Below are 15,756 nucleotides of genomic sequence, written 5' to 3'. Positions count from 1 at the left end.
TCTCTCGATGGCAGTGGGTCAGAGCGACGGACCCGGGTCGGGTCGCGGACCTTTCCGACTCGGCGTCGTCCTACTGCGCCCACTGCGAGAACACCGTATGCCTGAGCTGCGGTGCTGCCCCGGTCCTCGACTCCTTCGAGTTCTGCCCACCGTGCTGGGACCGGATGCCGCAGACGGAGTCCGAACTGCCTGGCCAATGGCAGGACCCGCCGTGGGCTGGACACACACGTAGCGGACTGGGTGACGAGCTGAAGGCCATCGTCGCCCAGATCTGCCGACTGACTCGGATGCCGTTCGACCGTGTCAACAGCCGTCTCAACCGATCGATGGGGGTATCCCGGCGGGCCGAGGCCTCGATCGAACAGCTGTGGACCGGAGTCACAGAAGGCCGGAGGTGGTTACGCGACATCACCAGCGCCGCCGCCGGATAGCGACGCTGATCATGTGGTCCGGGTGGCGGCTGCAGGTTCTCCTGCTGATGATGCCGGGAGGAGAACAGGCCACGAGGATCCTCACCGGGGTCATGCGCGCCACCTGGCCAGCCACCGTCCGGCAGACTCGTCCGGCGCCATCGATACAGGTCGCAGCCGTGTGGCACGACAAGGTAGCCCGCCGGTTGACCCTGCATGCGCCGACGGTGTCAGTGCTGGCAGCCGCAGCACCGAGCCGTGCCCAGGCACTGCAACGGTAAGCGCCTGTCGCATCACCGTCCAGGTGAGACGCCCGGGCTCGAGCAAGTCCTGGCCTGCCGGCGCGGTGTCAAACATCGCCGCAGCCGACCCGGCCGGAGGCCAGGACAGTAACCCGGTTCAGTGCGTCGTCGGCGCGCTCCATTCGAGCCCGATCTTGAACGTTGCCTTCCCGGTCGCCTTGCTGATGAGTGTGATCAGCTGACCGGACTCCAGACCGAACTCACAGCCGAACTCGAGGGTGACCCGGTCGGCGCCGCTGTTACGCAGACCGTCAATGGCACTGCCCGCCAGCCCGGTCACTTTCGCGACGACCTCGTCGAACGACGGTATGCGCGCCGAGATCTCCTGCTCGTCACCGCTGACCTGATCGATCCGCTGCACCGACAGGTAAACCCTGTCCTGGCCGGCCTGGATCGGGATGATGGCGGTCGGCTCGGTCACGGCACGATCTTCCAGCACAGCACACTCCCAGTCGATCATCGTTGATGTCAGGTTCGGCTTTGGACGGTACAAGCGGCACGCCACCACCGGCAACGACGGACGGTAAACCCGGACGCCACGAAGACCGGAGGCAGGTCGTCAACAGCGACCCGAGCGGATCCCAGCCTCGGGGCGGTGCGCGCAAACCGCGGGCCCGCCTACTGCGAAGAGTCTCGACGTTTCCGCCGCTGTTCATTGCTGCTGCGCTGTCCCCGTCCCGGATAAATCCCTGCAGTCGGCTCGGCCCTGCTGGCGGTGCCGGCAGGATCAGACGGCGTGAGGCGGAGATCGATGCGCCCACCGAGCCGGGCCACCAGGGACTCGTCGCTACCGGGCGAGTTGACGGCGGTCCCGGTAGCGCGCCAGATGACGGTGAATGGGGCGGACGATCTGCCCGCAGCGCGCTCACCAGTCAGCCTTGCGATCGTCGCCTGAGTGCAGGCTCCCGGGGCGCTCAGCAGATGGTTTCTGACCATGAGCGACGGTTGCACACCGGCCGGCGCCGACGGGATTGCACCGTCCGCGCCCGGCGACAGCGGACGGCAAGCGCTCGGGGCCGGCAGTGGCGTCATGGTAGGCCCGTCGGCGGATGCCGGGCTGGTCGCCTCCGCGTCGTCGTTCTCCCGGAGTTCCTTCAGGACCGCGGCGAACTTGCCTACCCATCGTTCGTCGACGTTGCTGTCCCACTCATCGGCCGCGTACCTCATGTAGGTGCGCGTGGTGGGTGTTCGGAAGAACCCGCGCACGAGCGGACTCGAGAGTAGGTCACGCTTTTTGATGGTGCCGGTCTCGTACCCGACGGCCAGGAACCTGATGATGGTATCCGCTGCAAAGAAGCGGCGGATCTCATCGGGATCCCCGAACGAGTTCTGGCAGGCGAAGACCTGCGCATAGGTTTCCGGTTCTCGTGAACCAGTTGGTTGATCGCGATCTGGGTATTGAGCAGGCTGAACCTGTTGGTGTTGTGCTGTTCGCGTGCCTGGTAGAGGAGGCTGACGGCGAGGACGAGCAGCGCAGCAGCGGAGATAGCGGCCCCCAATAGTTGACCGATATCAGCTAGCTTGTCCCAGTCGGTGGCCCAGTGTGAGGTCATGATCGGCACGCCGAGCAAGACGGTGCCGGCTATCGGAACAATGACGCTCAACGCGATGATGGCGGGTCTGGTGGTCGCGCTCATCGGGGCCCCGGAAAGAAAGTGAGGAACTTTACGATTGCTGGAACACTGCCGATGGACGGCCGGTTCGATGTGCCGCGTCGATTTTTCGCCAGAAGGGAATCCGGCCCTTGAGTGGGCCGAACCGCGTCATGACAGCCTGGCGGTGATGCGGCTCCCCGACGACGGTCGTGTGGTGACGGTGCACCCCTGAACTTCGCGTGATCACCAGATCGATACCGGTACCACAGGGAAGGTAGCCCCTCCTCGGCCTGTCTCCGCGCGGCCGTGACGTTCCGAAACAGTGATCCAGTTCCAGTTGGGACCCGACGGCGCCGCTGAACCTGTCCACCTGCACAGCAAGCCAGGTCGGAAACTCAACCGGAGTGACAATGTGAGCCGTGGAACGCCGACAGAGCGTCAGTGGTTACCATCGATTAGCAGCTGACGGGTGACCACCTGTGATCGCCGGCGGCGCTCGGCCTGCGATGGGGGCGGCTACGGTGACCGCCATGGGTGCTGAGGCTCACCAGCAGCAGAAGCGGATGCCGAGCGGGTGGCGGAGGGAATCCGCACCTTGCTCCGCCGGCATGGCGGTCGTGACTATGACGCCTTCCGCGAAGAGGGGCACTACGACGGCGGCTTCGTGGTCGAGCCCGGGAGGAACGGGGCTCCCCCTCACGTCGGTGGATTTCATGAGGATCCGTCCCGCGTTTGGCCCGAGAAGATGCGGCAGCATGCTGAGACGCTGACCACACACGGGTACCAGGTGAAAGTTCTTGAATATTTCGACGGCGAGATCCTCGAAGTCACGCCTCCCGCATCGCGGCTGCGTGGGCAGTGGCTGCGCAGGCTCTTGCGCGGGTGAGGCCACCTCGGCCCCGTGCCGCTGGCACGGGTGGCCGGGGGAGCGAGTTCGTCTGGTTCAGGCGGCCGTGGCGTGCTGGTCGATGAACTGGATGAGCTTGAGCGCCGAGCCGTCGAAGTGATCCCGGACGCGTTGCTGGATGGCGCGGACGTCGTGGCCTGGCAGGAAGTCCCGGTCGGTGTCGTCGCCGCAGCCGCACGCGCACGGGCGCAGCAGGTACGCCTGTTCTTCGGGGAGTTCGCAGTAGCCCACCGGGTTTTGCGAACCGTTGGCGACCGGGTCCGGCTGACCGAGGTAGGCGTCGCGTACGGGGTGGCCGGCTGGCAGGGGCGTGCCTTCCAGGGCGCCGCGCACGCCGGTCGCCGTGGTGTGCTCGGTGTAGCCGGTGATCTCGGCGACCACGCGGACCGTGCCTTCGCCGACGATGAGCGCGAACCGCTGCCGGCTTGCCTTCTCCCGGTTCATCTTCCACACACCCCGGCCGGCCTCCCACGCCTCTTCTTCAGTGATGCGCGGGAAGCAGCCGATGAACGCTCGTCCGAGCGGGTCGCCCTGAATCGTCTCGTAGTTGCCGAGCTTGAGCCGGATTGCCATCCTGTCTCCGATCCTTCGTGAACCGGGCCTTCGTTGAAGTCAGTCCATCACATGTAATCGGTGCACGAAAGACAGGTGGTCATCTTTGGCACCACGGTTTACATGGTCATGGCGGCTGCATCGCGCTGCCGATATGCCGTGATGGTCGCCGCAGCGTGGCTTCCGGCGCCGGTTCGGTGCGTTCCTGTCGTGGAAAGATGACTTGGGTGCAGGAGAAGTCCCTCGGTCTCCAGGACACGCCGGCGGCATTCGGGATTGATCGATGGGAATGATCGTGTGGGTGCTGCCGTGGCGACAAGCGACGGATGCGGGTAACCGGATGGGCAGGGGAACTCCCGTCCGGCCGGTGGCAGATGTCGCCGGACGGTATCCCTAATCGCCGGAGCCAATCGGTGCGTCAGCGCCGAACCCGGCGTCCGATTTCGGCTATGCTCTCGCTTCAGAGCTGCCGGGCCGGGTCCTGCCGGACCTGTGGCGCTCGGGTGGCCGCAGCCGGATCTGATTGGCGCGCAGTCCACCACCCCGGCCAGGGGAATGGCATCCGGTACGAGACGGAAAGCCAGATGACCCGCCGTGACAGCCCTGAACGTCGAGGACCATACCGTTCCCAGCGACCGCGCCGACCGGTCACAGATCGTCGGTGATCACGTCGTCCGGTGCCGTCCGCTGTTCGGCGCGTCGCGGGCGATCCCAGCCGGTACGACGAGCGCGGGCAGTGCCCCTGCTGCCGGGCGGCGCACCACCGGCCTGGTAGCCGCCGTCACCGCTGCCGCTGAGCAGCGTGTGGCCGATCCCGAGCCCTGACACGGCCTGAACTCAGCCGCCCCATGACCACTGCGACGAGGAGACCGCCATGTATCTGTCCGAGCTGACCATCGAGAATCTGCGCGCCTGCCGGCAGACACGGGTTCGGCTGCGTCCCGACGTCACCATCCTGACCGGCCGCAACGACACGGGAAAGACGACCGTACTCGATGCCATTCGGCACCTCACCGACCCGGTCGACGGCCACCGTGGTACCGGCCTGACCGAAATCGACCTGTCCCACGACGGCGGACCTGCTGGGGCGATCCGGCTGGACGGTGTGCTGGCCGGCGTCCGGCCGGAACACGCAGGCACCTACCGCGATGCGCTGCTGGAGGGTGCCGGCGACGGGGGAACCCGCCGCGCCCGTTGGTCGATGACCTACACCCCGCCGCCATTGGGCCGCCGCCGCGGCGTGACGACATGGCACGTAGGGGAAGGCCGAGAATCCGCAGGGGAGCCGGCCCTGCGTACCGCGGTCCGCCATGTTCACCTGCCGGCAGGCCGGGACGCGGTCCGGGATCTGTCCGGACAGGTCGGTGCTGCCCGGGTCAGGGTGTTGCTGGAGGCCCTGCTCACCGCCCCGGGCGAAGCCGGTGCGTTCCTGGACCGGGCGGCGTTCTCGTTGATGGACCTGTCGGCTGACCCGGTGGTGCGGGCTGTTGGTGCGGCGGTCACCCGGCCGATGGCCGCGATCACCGCTGCCGCCGAGCACCGGCAGGCCGGGTTGTCCGCCCTCGACCCGAGCCTGGGTGAGCTCAGCCGGGCGCTGCGGATGACGAGCTGGACATCGGGAACCACAGCCGCGGCAGCTGGCCGGTCCGGGCAGGGCTACGCGCAGGCGCTCTATCTTGCTACGGTGCTCGCCGAGCTGGACGCCGCCCGGGAGTCCGACCTGACTGTGCTGCTCATCGACGGGCCGGAGACGCATCTGCATCCGTTGCTGTCCACGGTACTGCTCAAGAACCTGCAGGAGGCCGCGCAGGCGTCCCGGCGCCGGGACCAGACCGATCCGGGCCTGCCGGCCGGACATCTGCAGATCGTGGTGAGCACCCATGCGCCAGGACTGTCGGCGGCGGTGAGCGCCCGTGACCTGGTGGTCCTGACCCGGCCCGGGCGGCAGCCGGTCCGGGCGGTAGCGGTCGCGGACCTGGAGATGGCCGGCCGGGAACTGCGGCGCCTCGACCGGTATCTGTCGGTGTCCCGGTCGTCGTTGTTCTACGGGACACCGGTCCTGCTGGTCGCGACCACGGCCGAGGCGCTGCTGCTGTCAGCGCTGGCCGACCTGGTCCTCACCGGCCCGGACAGCGAACAGAACAGTCACGACGTGTCCCGGTTCCGGGCGGCGACCGTGATCGCGGCCAGCGATGTCGACCCGGGCCTGATCCTGGCGGTACTGCTCACCGAGAACGGCGAGGCACGCTTCGGGCAACGGATCGCCGTACTCGCCGGCACCTATCCGGGAAACCCTGTCGAGATGCCGCCGCCCGCCTCGACCGTAAGGTTCTGTGATGTTCCCGGCGTCGGCACCGACAATGTCCGCCGGTTCGCCGTCGGCGAGCCGATCTGGCAGACGCTGATGTGCCCCGCCAACGAGGCAGTGCTGCGTGCGGCGCTGCGGGAAGCCGAACCGGACAGTGAGCAGCGGTGGCAGGCGGTGGACGCCGAGGAGCCAGCAGAACGGCCACGGGTGTTCCAGAACATGTTCAGCCCCGGTCTCGGCGGCGAACCGGCGGTCTGCCCTATCCGCTACGTCAACGCCCTCGCCGACCTGCTGGCCGACGGATCGCCGTTCACCGTGCCAACCCCGATCGCCGACGCGATCCGTTTCCTTGCCCACACCGGCGCTGACACGGACATCGAGACGCCATGAACGCCGCCGCTGACCAGGCCGCCGCCGCACAGCAGCAGGCGATCACCGCAGCGGCCCCACTGTTCGTGCGAGCATGCCCCGGCGCCGGGAAGACCCACGTGATCGTCAGCCGACACCTGCGCGGCCCGGCCGCTGTGCTGCGCGACGGCCGGGCACTGCTGTCGTACACCCGGGCCGCTGCCCAGCAGATCCGTGACCGCTGCCACCGGCTGGGCCGGCCCGACGCGACCGGATACCCGCACTATGTCGGCACGCTGGACGGATTCCTGTGGAACCACCTCGTCATCCCGCATCGCTCACCTGAACGGCCGCTGCAACTGCTCGACTCCTGGGACAGGGTCAACGCCACCGTCACCCTCAACCACCGCACCGTCCCGCTGAGCGCGTTCAGTTTCATCTGCCGGCCCGGCACCTACGCCGATGTCATCCGTCGCGACCTGATGCCCACGGCGTACCTGCGGCTGATCCAATCCAGCGGCCGCAACTGGGACGACTGGGTGCGGCAGGCGTACACCGTCCGCCGGGATCTCTGCTCGCGCGGATACGTCACAGGCCACGAAGCCCGCCAGCTGGCCCTGCAACACCTCGACCGTGACCCGGGTTTGGCCGACACGCTGCGGTCAAGGTTCGCCGAGCTCGTCGTCGACGAGGGCCAGGACTGCTCCAGCACCGACGTGGAGATCCTCGACCGGCTCCACGAGCACGGTGTCCCACTGGTCGTCGTCGCGGACCCGGACCAGCTGATCTACGGATGGCGTGACGCCGACCCCGCGAGACTCGCCGCCCTGGAGAACAAGCTCGGGACCACGATCGTCCTCGACGGAAACTGGCGCTCCACCGGCCCGGTATGCCGACTCGCCAACACCCTGCGCACCGGTCGGCGCCCTCCCGACATCGCCGTCCACACGACCACAGCGGATCCGCCGGTTATCCTGCTCCCCGCGGTGTTCACCCGCACCGGGAACCGGCACCTGCCCAGCGGCCGCCCGGTCACCGACATCTTCCTGCAGCACGCACACCAGCACGGAATCAGCCCACAGCAATGCCTGACCACCGCCCACCGCCGGGCCCATCTGCCGGCCGCCCACCGGCCAAACGGCGCAAACACGGCCACCCGGCTCGCGCACGCCCGACGCGTGCTGCACTCGGCGACCGCCGGCCACGACCTGCTCGACAGCGCCTGCCGTACCGGCGCCCGGACGCTGCTGCGCTACTGGTACCCGCACCTCGACCACACGAGCAGCCTCGAAGACCAGTCCATCGCCGCCGGCCTCGACCTCGACACGATCGCCCGGCACGCCTACGCCTTTCTGCACGCCCTGCCAGAACCCGGCCCGAACTGGCCGAAAGCCGTCAACCAACGGCTGAAGGACAGCCCTCGCCCCGCCGGGGCCGCACCGCAGCGCACCACCGGCTATCTCCGGGGTACCGCCACTCTGCCACCCCGCACCGACGACACCGGCAGGCCGTGCCCGGCCGATAACATCCACCAGGTCAAAGGCGCCGAGTACCAGGCGGTGCTGCTCCTAGTCCCCGACGACGACGCGGGCATCAGATGGATCAACGGGGACCCGGCAACCGACGAACTGCTGCGCACCTGGTACGTCGCAGTGACCCGAGCCCAGCGTCTACTCGGCATCGGCATCGGCGCCGACCAACTGCCCGCGATCACCGAACACCTGCGCGACCGCCAGGTACCGGTCCTCATCGGGTGAACCGAACCCGGCCCCGCGTGGGCTGGTCCGACGGGCACGGAGGAACGAACTACGACCCGGTGATTGCCGGGTCTGTGCCGCAGCGTGAGATCCAATCCGGCGGGCTCCGGCCGGAAGGTGGTGCCGGTACCGCCCGCCTACACCACGATGACCTGCTCCGCGTGCGGGGAGAGAACCAATCTCCGCCTCGGACTGGGTGTCCACATTTTCGAGTGCACGGCCTGCGGCTACACCGCCTGCCGTGACCTCAACGCTGCGAGGAAGATTCTCGCCACGGCTGAACGCGACCGCGCCAGTGCCGACAACGTTAGACACCACATCACCTGCTGCCGGGAGCGTGAACCTGGCGCAGTCCGAGCTGGGAATCCAGGGCCTGACAGCTCCGGAGGGAAATCCCCCGGATTCATCCGTGGGGATCGTTAATCTCGGCCCACAGTTCCCGGTCGGTGTCGACTGCGACGAGGCATCTCTGTCACACGCCGTGGCGCAGCAGCACATCCATGACCGGCTGCAGCACGTTCTCGGCAGGCTGGCCGAACAGACTCGCAGCCTGCGTGCGCAGACGTACCGGGCACGACGGTCAGGCCGACGGCGGCGCCGTGCGGCTTGAACCCGGTTCGGCGAGACATCGCTACTGCCCGATCGGGTAGCCCGGGGGGAGTCTCACCCTCGGACTACCCGGCCCGTATTGAGGCAGCTGAGCCGGTCCTCGCCTGGCCTAGCGTCAGTCAGTAGCACGTCGCGGCAAACGATCCCACATCTGCTGTCGCCATGCCTGCCGCTCGTGGTCGCTCGGGTCAAAATCACCACGTGCGTCGTCCGCCTTGAGCGCTGCGAGTACGGCCTGATCCTCGGCGGGTAATGACGCCTCCCAGGCTGCTACAGCCTCCTGCATCTGCCGGGCGTCCCCGTCGTCGAACGGCAGCAGCGCCGGCGGCGGGACCGGCCCGTCGTACACCTGGAACGGCTGCACCGTGATGCGGTCGGCGTCGGCGTCCCATTCATTCCTGGAGCGCCGCGGCGTCCTCGCCGGTGGGCGCTGCCCGCCACTCGCCAGCACCGGCCGCATCGTGAGCGGCGAGAGCCTCCATCGCGGCCCGCTCCTCCGGGCTGGCCTCCGCATCCCAGCGCGCGTACGCCTCCAGCTCAGGATCAGTCACGCCGGTCACCGTACCCCTGCTCGTCAGCTGCCCAGTCGAACGCAGGCGGGATGTCGATTGTCTCGGGCCTCGGCCAGATGTCGGGTGTCGGACCTCGGTTCCGTCCACGACCCACCGCAGCCGTAGACCGGGCCGCGGTCTGGATCCCAGCCTCGACGTCGGCGATCCCGTTGGTGAGCTGCCAGTACGTCGTCTCGATCTCGCGGATGCGGCTGGGATCCACCGAGCCCTCATCGTCAGACACGCCCGCCACCCTACCGCCGTAGCTCGACCTACCTCGTCCGTGACGTACGGCAGCCGCCCTGCGTCACGGGCGAGCTGAGGCGGAGGGCTTTGTGTTCGGGCTCGCCTTTACGTTCGCGTCGGGCCAGCCTTTACGTTCGCGGCAAACGTCCATCGATGCCTCGACGACTCAGAGCACGCCGCATAGACTCGGTGCACAGGATAAATATCCTGCTCAGCGCAACGGTGAGAGCGGCGGAGTGCCGGCGTGCTCCCTGGTGCAGCTAACAGGTGTACCCCTGGGTAGGGAGTGGGGGTATGGGTCTCGCCCCGGTACGATGCAACTCCGTATGGGGCTGCTACTGGCAGCATCGGCCCCAGTTCGCCGGGTGGCACCGGCTGGGCAGGGCGGCCGGCCGGTGACGGTGTCTGGTCGGGGGCAGGATCCTGGCTGGCGCTCTCGGAGCTGTGGTCGTGGATCATGGGGCTCAACTGTGCCGGCCCAGCGTGGAGGCGACACCGCCTCATCACCAGGATGGCTGCAGGAGCTGCGGGGTAGGGCGAGATGACCGGGTCTGCCGGGTTGCCCGCACGGAGCGGGTGCGGGGCGGGCGGTCGACACGAACCTGACCCAGTCCCGCATTGTGGCCCGAAATGATCGCTGTGAACAGGAAGCAACACCAGCAGCCGCGTCGGGGGTGGCCCTTGCGTCCTGCTGGTTCCTGACGTGTGGCCCTCGCCGGATGCGGCCTCTGGCGCTTGACTGACGGGCAAGCACCGTTGGGGTCGTCACCCGCTCTCCGATTCGAGGAGTTGACGTGTTTCCCACCGTCGAGACGCTCGCGCAGCAGCCGTTCCTGGCCGGGCTCACCGAACACCAACTCGGCCTGCTGGTGCCGTTGACCAGCCGGTCGATGTTCCACGCCGGCAACCGGGTCTTCCGGGAGGGGGTGCCGGCTGAGCAGTTCTGGCTGATCACCGACGGTAGCGTCTTCCTTGACAGCGAGGTGCCCGGCTACGACAACTTCGTGCTCGACACGTTACGGTCACCGGCGGTCCTGGGCTGGTCGTGGCTGTTCCCGCCGTTTCGGTGGCAGTTCGGGGCGGTCGCGGTCGACACCACGCACACCTTGACGTTCAACGGCGCGCTGGTACGGGCACTGTGTCAGAGCGATCCCGGGCTGGGCTACGAGCTCACGACCCGGTTTCTGCAGGTCACCAGTGACCGCCTGCGGTCGGCACGCCGCCGGCTCGCGGACTGCCAACGTGCGAGCGGTCACCGTCGCGACGTGTGAGGCCCTAGGAACGTCGCGGCTGCGCACGCCCGATGTCAGCGGCCCACACGCGACCCGTTGGCCGGCTGCGATCGGGTCGACGATCCGACGCCGGGTGGTGTACGGGCTGCTGGAACCTGCCGACGCAGTGGCCGGTTCGAGGTCGCCGTCGGTTATGAGACCAGGCCGCGCGTGGCGGGTTGGTGGTCGGGAGTACCTGGCGTGGGTTCGGCTGCGACCGGTGGGGTTTCGGCGAAGGTGTCGAACACGCTGTGAATGCGGCGGATCGTGGCGATCAGCCGCTGCAGGTGCCCGATACAGGTCACCTCGACAGTGCAGTGCAGGACCATGACCCGACCGTCGGCTGTGGCGTTGGCGGACGAGACCGTACCGTTCTGCACGGCGATGGCCTCGAAGACGTCGGCCAGCAGGCCACCGCGGTCGAGTGACTGCACTACCACGGCGGCCCGGAAGACCGGCCTGGGTCGTTGCCATCGCACGTCTACGTGCCGGTCTGGACGTCCAGGCTGGTCGGGGCAACCGCTGCGGTGGACCCGGATACCGCCGTCGTGCGTGCGATTGCCCTGAATCGGGTCACCGGCGGAAGGCGTGCAGCAGCCGGCGAGCCGTATCCACCGGTAGGTGCTGCCGGACACGATGAGGCCTGGGTCGCTGTACACGCGTGCCGTGGCGGCGTGGGCCGGATCGGCGCGCCGGCCGCGGCGGACGGCGGTGCGGGCCGCCGTGAACCGGACCGCGGCGGCGTCGGTTGGTGTGGCGGTGCCGGCGGTGTCGGCGAGCATCTCGACGATGTCTCCGTCGGTCAACGGGCAGCCGAACGCCGCTGGGCGGCCGTTGACGAGGACTCCGACGTACTCGGTGCCGGGGTTTGGCGGATACTGCGCGGCGATGTCGTCGGGTGTCGCGTCCTGCGTCACCGTGACCATCTGGCCGGTGGGGGTGAAGACGCTGATCTCGCGGGTGGACAGTGCCGAGCGCAGCACGGTCCATACGCCGAGGGGATCGTCGAGGTGGCGCAGCCGTTCGGCGAGCGGGCCGAGCCAGTCCGGCATGATCACGCCGGTCCGGAATCGGGCTGGGTAGCGGAACGGGGCCGCGATACCGTATTCGGCGACGCGGACCATCCGCGAGGTGCCGATACGCAGTTCGATACGCAGCCCGTCTGCGCTGATGACGGTGGTGTGCAGCGACTGATAAAGGCCGTACTCGGGTGTGGTGATGTGGTCGCGGAAGCTGCCGGGTACGGGACGCCAGAGGTTGTGCGCCACACCCAGTGCTGTGTAGCAGTCGGTCTCGTCGGCGACGACCAGACGTAGCACCAGGGTGTCGGCGGCGTCGTTGAGAGGGTGGCTGGGCCGGTCGAGTTCCTGGTGGACGGTGTAGCGGGTGCGGGGTGCCACGACCACTTCCGAGGGGACCCGGCTGTTGCGCAGCGCGGTGTTCAGGTCGGTGACCGCCTGACGATGGGTGTCGCGGGCGTAGATGGGCGAGAGCATACGGTCGATCTGGGTGTACCGGTTCGGGTAGAGCACGCGGACGGTGTGGTCCTCCAGTTCGCGGCGTAGTTGTCGCAGGCCGAGCCGGGCGGCCAGCGGGACGAACAGGTCACGTGTCTGGGCGGCGATGCGTTCCTGTTCGCTGCGGGGACGTTCGGACAGGATGCGCATGTCCCGCAACCGTACGGCCAGGCTGATGATCAGGAGCCGGATGTCGTGGGCTGCCGCGATGATCGTCGTTCGGGCGGCGTCGACGGCTGCCGCCTCGCTCAGCTGGCCCGGGTCCGGTCCGGGCAGGTGCGTGACGAGGTAGTCGACTTCGGGGCCGAACGCGGCGCGGGCGTGGCCGGCGCCGGGGCCGAGCTCCTGCAGCAGGGCGGCGATCAGGGTGGTGGTGTCCATACCGAGCTCGGCCAGGATCGTCGCGACCATCACCGGCCGGTTCACGTACGGTTGCCCGGAGGTGGTGAACTGCCCCGAGTGGCCACGGGCGGCGATGTCGAAGGCGTGCCGCAGGATGGCGAGATCGGCGTTCGGATGAACGGTGCGGTGGATCGCGATCAGCGGGTCGATGACCTCGCCGGCGAGATCGGTGTCGTCTTCCAGGAACAGGGCCAGGCGAGCCCGCCGCCACCGGCCGGGTCTCCAGCGGCCGTCCGGTCCCTCCAGGGCTGTCTCGGCCGCCCATCGTCTTTCCTGCACGGTGATGCTCTGGTCGGCGGCGACACGTGACAACAGGCCGGCGCCGCGGAGGTCGCCCGCGGCGTGCAGGGCCTCCCCGGCTGCCCGTCGGTCGGCGGCGGTCGACCGGTGGTCGCGGGCCAGTCGGACCAGCAGGTCCCTGCCGCCGGGATGGCGGGCGAGGATGTCGAACGCCCAGCGTGGCGGACCGGGCCGGTCGTGGCTGCTGGTGAGCACGGCTTCGGGTTCCAGCAGCAGTGCCAGCCGCCGGATCGCCCAGTGCCGGTCGGGGGTGGGGGAGTGCCGGCTGGTGGCGAGGTCGGCGAGCGTCCGCCGGGCCGTCATCGGGTCGACGACGACGGTGATCTCGGCAGCGGTGCGGGCACGCGCCGGGTCACCCGGGCCACGGGCCAGGCGCCGCAGCCGGCTGGTGGCCATCCTGCGCAGCCGCGGGCTGAGCGTAATGCCATCGGTGCTCAGAGCGGCGATGAAGGCGCAGGCGTCGAGTCCGCCGTGCCGGACGGCCCGGCGCAGCGCTGCGTCCAGGTCCGGTCGGTTGCGCCAGTGATGGGCCAGGAACCGGGCGAACGGATGCTGCCAGGCGGCCCGTGCTGCGTCCCAGTCCCCGGCGCGGTCCGGGAGCAGAGCCGCGAACTCGTGCCGGCTGAGCTCGTCGTGGTCGGCGACGTGGTCGGCGGCGAGGAACTCCGCGATGCTCTCGTGTAGGAACATGAAGTCGTCATCGTGTTCGATGAGCAGCCCGCTGCGCCGTAGCGCGCCGCGAACGATCTGGTCCCACAACGTTGTGGACAGGTGGGAGGGCCGGATCAGGCGGGTGTGCCAGATCGCCGCGGCGCCGAGGCGGATGTCCGGTTCGCCGCGGTGGGCCCAGGCCAGCGTTCGCAGGAGCACACCGGACTCGGCGACCAGCCGGTCGACGGCGGCCACGGCCAGGTCACCGTACGGTTGCGCCAGCCCTGTCAGGTCGGTGCGGATACCGGACTCGAAGAAGCGGTCGTTGAACAGCGCGACGAATCGCCGGTACACCTCGACGTCGCTGGAGGGGAGCAGACCGCCGGGGTGCCGGGCGTACAGGTGGCAGGTCATCATCGTGACCAGGGGCAGGCGGCAGAACCGGTCCTGGCCGCGTTCCACCAGCTGTACCAGGAGCCGGTCGGCGCTTTCGGCGGGTGACTCGACACCCAGCCAGGCCAGCCAGCCGGTCGCGAACCGGCGGAACTGCCGGTCGGTCAACGGCAGCAGCCGGTACGTCTGGACCGGCCAGTCGTCGGCGAAGTGCAGGCCGGGCAGCGGGCGGGTCGCGATGACGAACCGGTGTGAACCGTCCGTGCCGGCCCGGAACCCGGCGATCTTGTCGAGCACCGTCTGTCGGTGGCGGCCGTCGACGATCTCGTCGAAGCCGTCGATCAGCACCAGCCACGCCACGGCCGGCAACGGCCGGCGTAGGAAGAAGTCGGCCGGCCACCGCCGGTCGCTGCCGACCGTGGCCAGGTCCGCGGTGACGGCCACGGCGATCGCCTCGGGTAACGGCATGTCACCGAGCAGGTCCTGGGCCTGCACCCGGACGGGGACCACCGTGTCACCGTCACGCTGCCATCGGCGTATCGACTCCAGCGCCGCCATCCGCAGCAGACTGGACTTGCCCGACCCGGCAGGGCCGGTCAGCAGGAAATCTCCGTCCTGGTCGAAGATCTGAGCCGCCGGCACCGGTGCCGGGACGGTGGGACGTCTACCGGCCGGTTTGCCGGTGCGGGAGGCCGCGGACTGATGCACGTACACCCGTGACAGCGGGGGCATTCTGGTCCGGCCCGACACCGTGGGAAGGGAAAACTCCCGGTAGGGGTGCCGGTCGGCGGCCCGCTGCGCCGCCTCCAGGTATGCGCGCAGTTGCGAGCACGGGTAGGACCAGCCTCCCCGGAGCAGTTGCTGGTCGGTGAGCGTGGCCAGCCACGGTCGGCGCAGGGTGGCGTGCAGGTCACGTGCCTGGCGGGCGTCCGGGCAACACTCCAGGAGTTGGGCCGCGGACAGCATGTGCGCGCTACCCGCGTGGTCGGAGGTGATCAGCATGCCGCAGACCGCACCGGTGCGCAGGTTCAGTACCGGGCTGCCGCTGGCCCCGGCCTTGACCGGGGTGCCACGCAGCCGCCCGAGCTCCAGGGCCGGGGCGTCCTTACGGCGTGACCAGCCTTCGAAGCGGAACGTGGCGGCCTGGCCACCACGGTAGGAGTTCGCCGGATACCCGTAGGACCACAGCTGGTCGCCGATCTGCACGTCCGGGTCGAGCAGCACCGGCACCGCTCCTGGCAGCGGCTGGTCCAGGTCCGTCATCTCCAGTAGCGCCAGATCATATCCGCGGGTCGCGGCGAAGATCCGGTCGTCTGCTGTGCCCAGGGTGATGGCGTGGCCGGCCGCCGGGACCTGGGCGTCCATGGTCGGCGGCAACGTCGTGCCGACGGCTGGGACAGCGTGGGCGCAGGTCGCTACCAGCCGGGTGGTGATGAGAAAACCGGTCGCGGCGGATTCCTGACCTGAGGCCGGGGCTGTCAGTGCGACGGTGGCCGCCTCGACCAGCGAGGTGAGACGGCGGCTGTTCACCTCTTCGCTGGAGAGCCCCACCACACGCCAATCGTGACGGCCGCCGCTGGAGCCGGCGTGCTGACCGGTGCGGTCCGATCGGACCGTCTGTAGAATCCGCGGCCGTC

The 15,756-nt window shown here is 68.9% G+C and carries 12 protein-coding genes; 5 read left to right on the top strand and 7 right to left on the bottom strand.

Translation table 11 applies throughout. The features are described from left to right. Nucleotides 1-809 precede the first annotated feature (809 nt). Nucleotides 810-1,220: a CU044_2847 family protein gene (locus tag AB0E94_RS22645; RefSeq protein ID WP_360329169.1), complete on the bottom strand. Its 411-nt coding sequence runs from the start codon at nucleotides 1,218-1,220 to the stop codon at nucleotides 810-812. 1,661 nt (nucleotides 1,221-2,881) lie between these two features. On the opposite strand from AB0E94_RS22645, the gene AB0E94_RS22640 reads away from it, so the two are divergent. Continuing rightward, entirely contained in the window at nucleotides 2,882-3,193 is a 312-nt protein-coding gene (locus AB0E94_RS22640; protein ID WP_360329103.1) for a hypothetical protein, read from the top strand. A 57-nt stretch (nucleotides 3,194-3,250) separates the two neighbouring features. On the opposite strand, the gene AB0E94_RS22635 is transcribed toward AB0E94_RS22640, so the two are convergent. Both AB0E94_RS22635 and AB0E94_RS22630 read right to left on the bottom strand, forming a co-directional pair. Beyond that, entirely contained in the window at nucleotides 3,251-3,787 is a 537-nt protein-coding gene (locus tag AB0E94_RS22635; RefSeq protein WP_360329101.1) for a hypothetical protein, read from the bottom strand. Between the two features lie 627 nt (nucleotides 3,788-4,414). Continuing rightward, nucleotides 4,415-4,594, bottom strand: coding sequence for a hypothetical protein (locus tag AB0E94_RS22630; RefSeq protein ID WP_360329099.1), 180 nt, complete (start codon nucleotides 4,592-4,594; stop codon nucleotides 4,415-4,417). A 46-nt stretch (nucleotides 4,595-4,640) separates the two neighbouring features. On the opposite strand from AB0E94_RS22630, the gene AB0E94_RS22625 reads away from it, so the two are divergent. The 3 genes from AB0E94_RS22625 (at nucleotide 4,641) to AB0E94_RS22615 (ending at nucleotide 8,602) form a co-directional block, all read left to right on the top strand. Continuing rightward, a complete protein-coding gene (locus tag AB0E94_RS22625) occupies nucleotides 4,641-6,464 on the top strand; it encodes an AAA family ATPase (protein WP_360329097.1) in 1,824 nt (607 codons plus the stop codon). Further along, nucleotides 6,461-8,179, top strand: coding sequence for a UvrD-helicase domain-containing protein (locus AB0E94_RS22620; RefSeq protein ID WP_360329095.1), 1,719 nt, complete (start codon nucleotides 6,461-6,463; stop codon nucleotides 8,177-8,179). Before AB0E94_RS22625 ends, AB0E94_RS22620 begins: the two co-directional genes overlap by 4 nt. Nucleotides 8,180-8,263: 84 nt before the next feature. Then, the gene (locus AB0E94_RS22615) at nucleotides 8,264-8,602 is read left to right on the top strand and encodes a transposase (RefSeq protein WP_360329093.1); all 339 of its coding nucleotides are present in this window, start codon (nucleotides 8,264-8,266) and stop codon (nucleotides 8,600-8,602) included. Between the two features lie 301 nt (nucleotides 8,603-8,903). On the opposite strand, the gene AB0E94_RS22610 is transcribed toward AB0E94_RS22615, so the two are convergent. From AB0E94_RS22610 to AB0E94_RS22600, 3 genes are read right to left on the bottom strand one after another with little or no spacing between them, the layout of a single operon-like run. Next, complete coding sequence (locus AB0E94_RS22610) at nucleotides 8,904-9,152, bottom strand: hypothetical protein (RefSeq protein ID WP_360329091.1); 249 nt, start codon at nucleotides 9,150-9,152, stop codon at nucleotides 8,904-8,906. Nucleotides 9,153-9,180: 28 nt separating this feature from the next. After that, nucleotides 9,181-9,339 carry a hypothetical protein gene (locus AB0E94_RS22605; protein ID WP_360329089.1) on the bottom strand — a complete coding sequence of 53 codons (159 nt, stop codon included), beginning with the start codon at nucleotides 9,337-9,339 and terminating at the stop codon, nucleotides 9,181-9,183. Beyond that, on the bottom strand, nucleotides 9,332-9,583 hold the full coding sequence (locus AB0E94_RS22600) for a hypothetical protein (RefSeq protein ID WP_360329087.1): 252 nt from the start codon (nucleotides 9,581-9,583) through the stop codon (nucleotides 9,332-9,334). Before AB0E94_RS22600 ends, AB0E94_RS22605 begins: the two co-directional genes overlap by 8 nt. A 796-nt stretch (nucleotides 9,584-10,379) precedes the next feature. On the opposite strand from AB0E94_RS22600, the gene AB0E94_RS22595 reads away from it, so the two are divergent. Continuing rightward, nucleotides 10,380-10,856 carry a cyclic nucleotide-binding domain-containing protein gene (locus tag AB0E94_RS22595; RefSeq protein ID WP_360329085.1) on the top strand — a complete coding sequence of 159 codons (477 nt, stop codon included), beginning with the start codon at nucleotides 10,380-10,382 and terminating at the stop codon, nucleotides 10,854-10,856. 152 nt (nucleotides 10,857-11,008) lie between these two features. Here the strand turns inward: AB0E94_RS22595 and AB0E94_RS22590 are convergent, their stop codons facing one another. Continuing rightward, the gene (locus AB0E94_RS22590) at nucleotides 11,009-15,673 is read right to left on the bottom strand and encodes an HD domain-containing protein (protein ID WP_360329083.1); all 4,665 of its coding nucleotides are present in this window, start codon (nucleotides 15,671-15,673) and stop codon (nucleotides 11,009-11,011) included. Nucleotides 15,674-15,756: the final 83 nt, after the last annotated feature.

The organism is Actinoplanes sp. NPDC026670 (genome assembly GCF_040638175.1).
Lineage (GTDB): Bacteria > Actinomycetota > Actinomycetes > Mycobacteriales > Micromonosporaceae > Actinoplanes.
This window is presented reverse-complemented; position numbering and strand designations above follow the sequence as displayed.

Coding starts and splice junctions, on each gene's coding strand:
- AB0E94_RS22635 (WP_360329101.1), bottom strand. CDS start 3,787: ATGGCAATCCGGCTCAAGCTCGGCAACTACGAGACGATTCAGGGCGAC.
- AB0E94_RS22625 (WP_360329097.1), top strand. CDS start 4,641: ATGTATCTGTCCGAGCTGACCATCGAGAATCTGCGCGCCTGCCGGCAG.
- AB0E94_RS22620 (WP_360329095.1), top strand. CDS start 6,461: ATGAACGCCGCCGCTGACCAGGCCGCCGCCGCACAGCAGCAGGCGATC.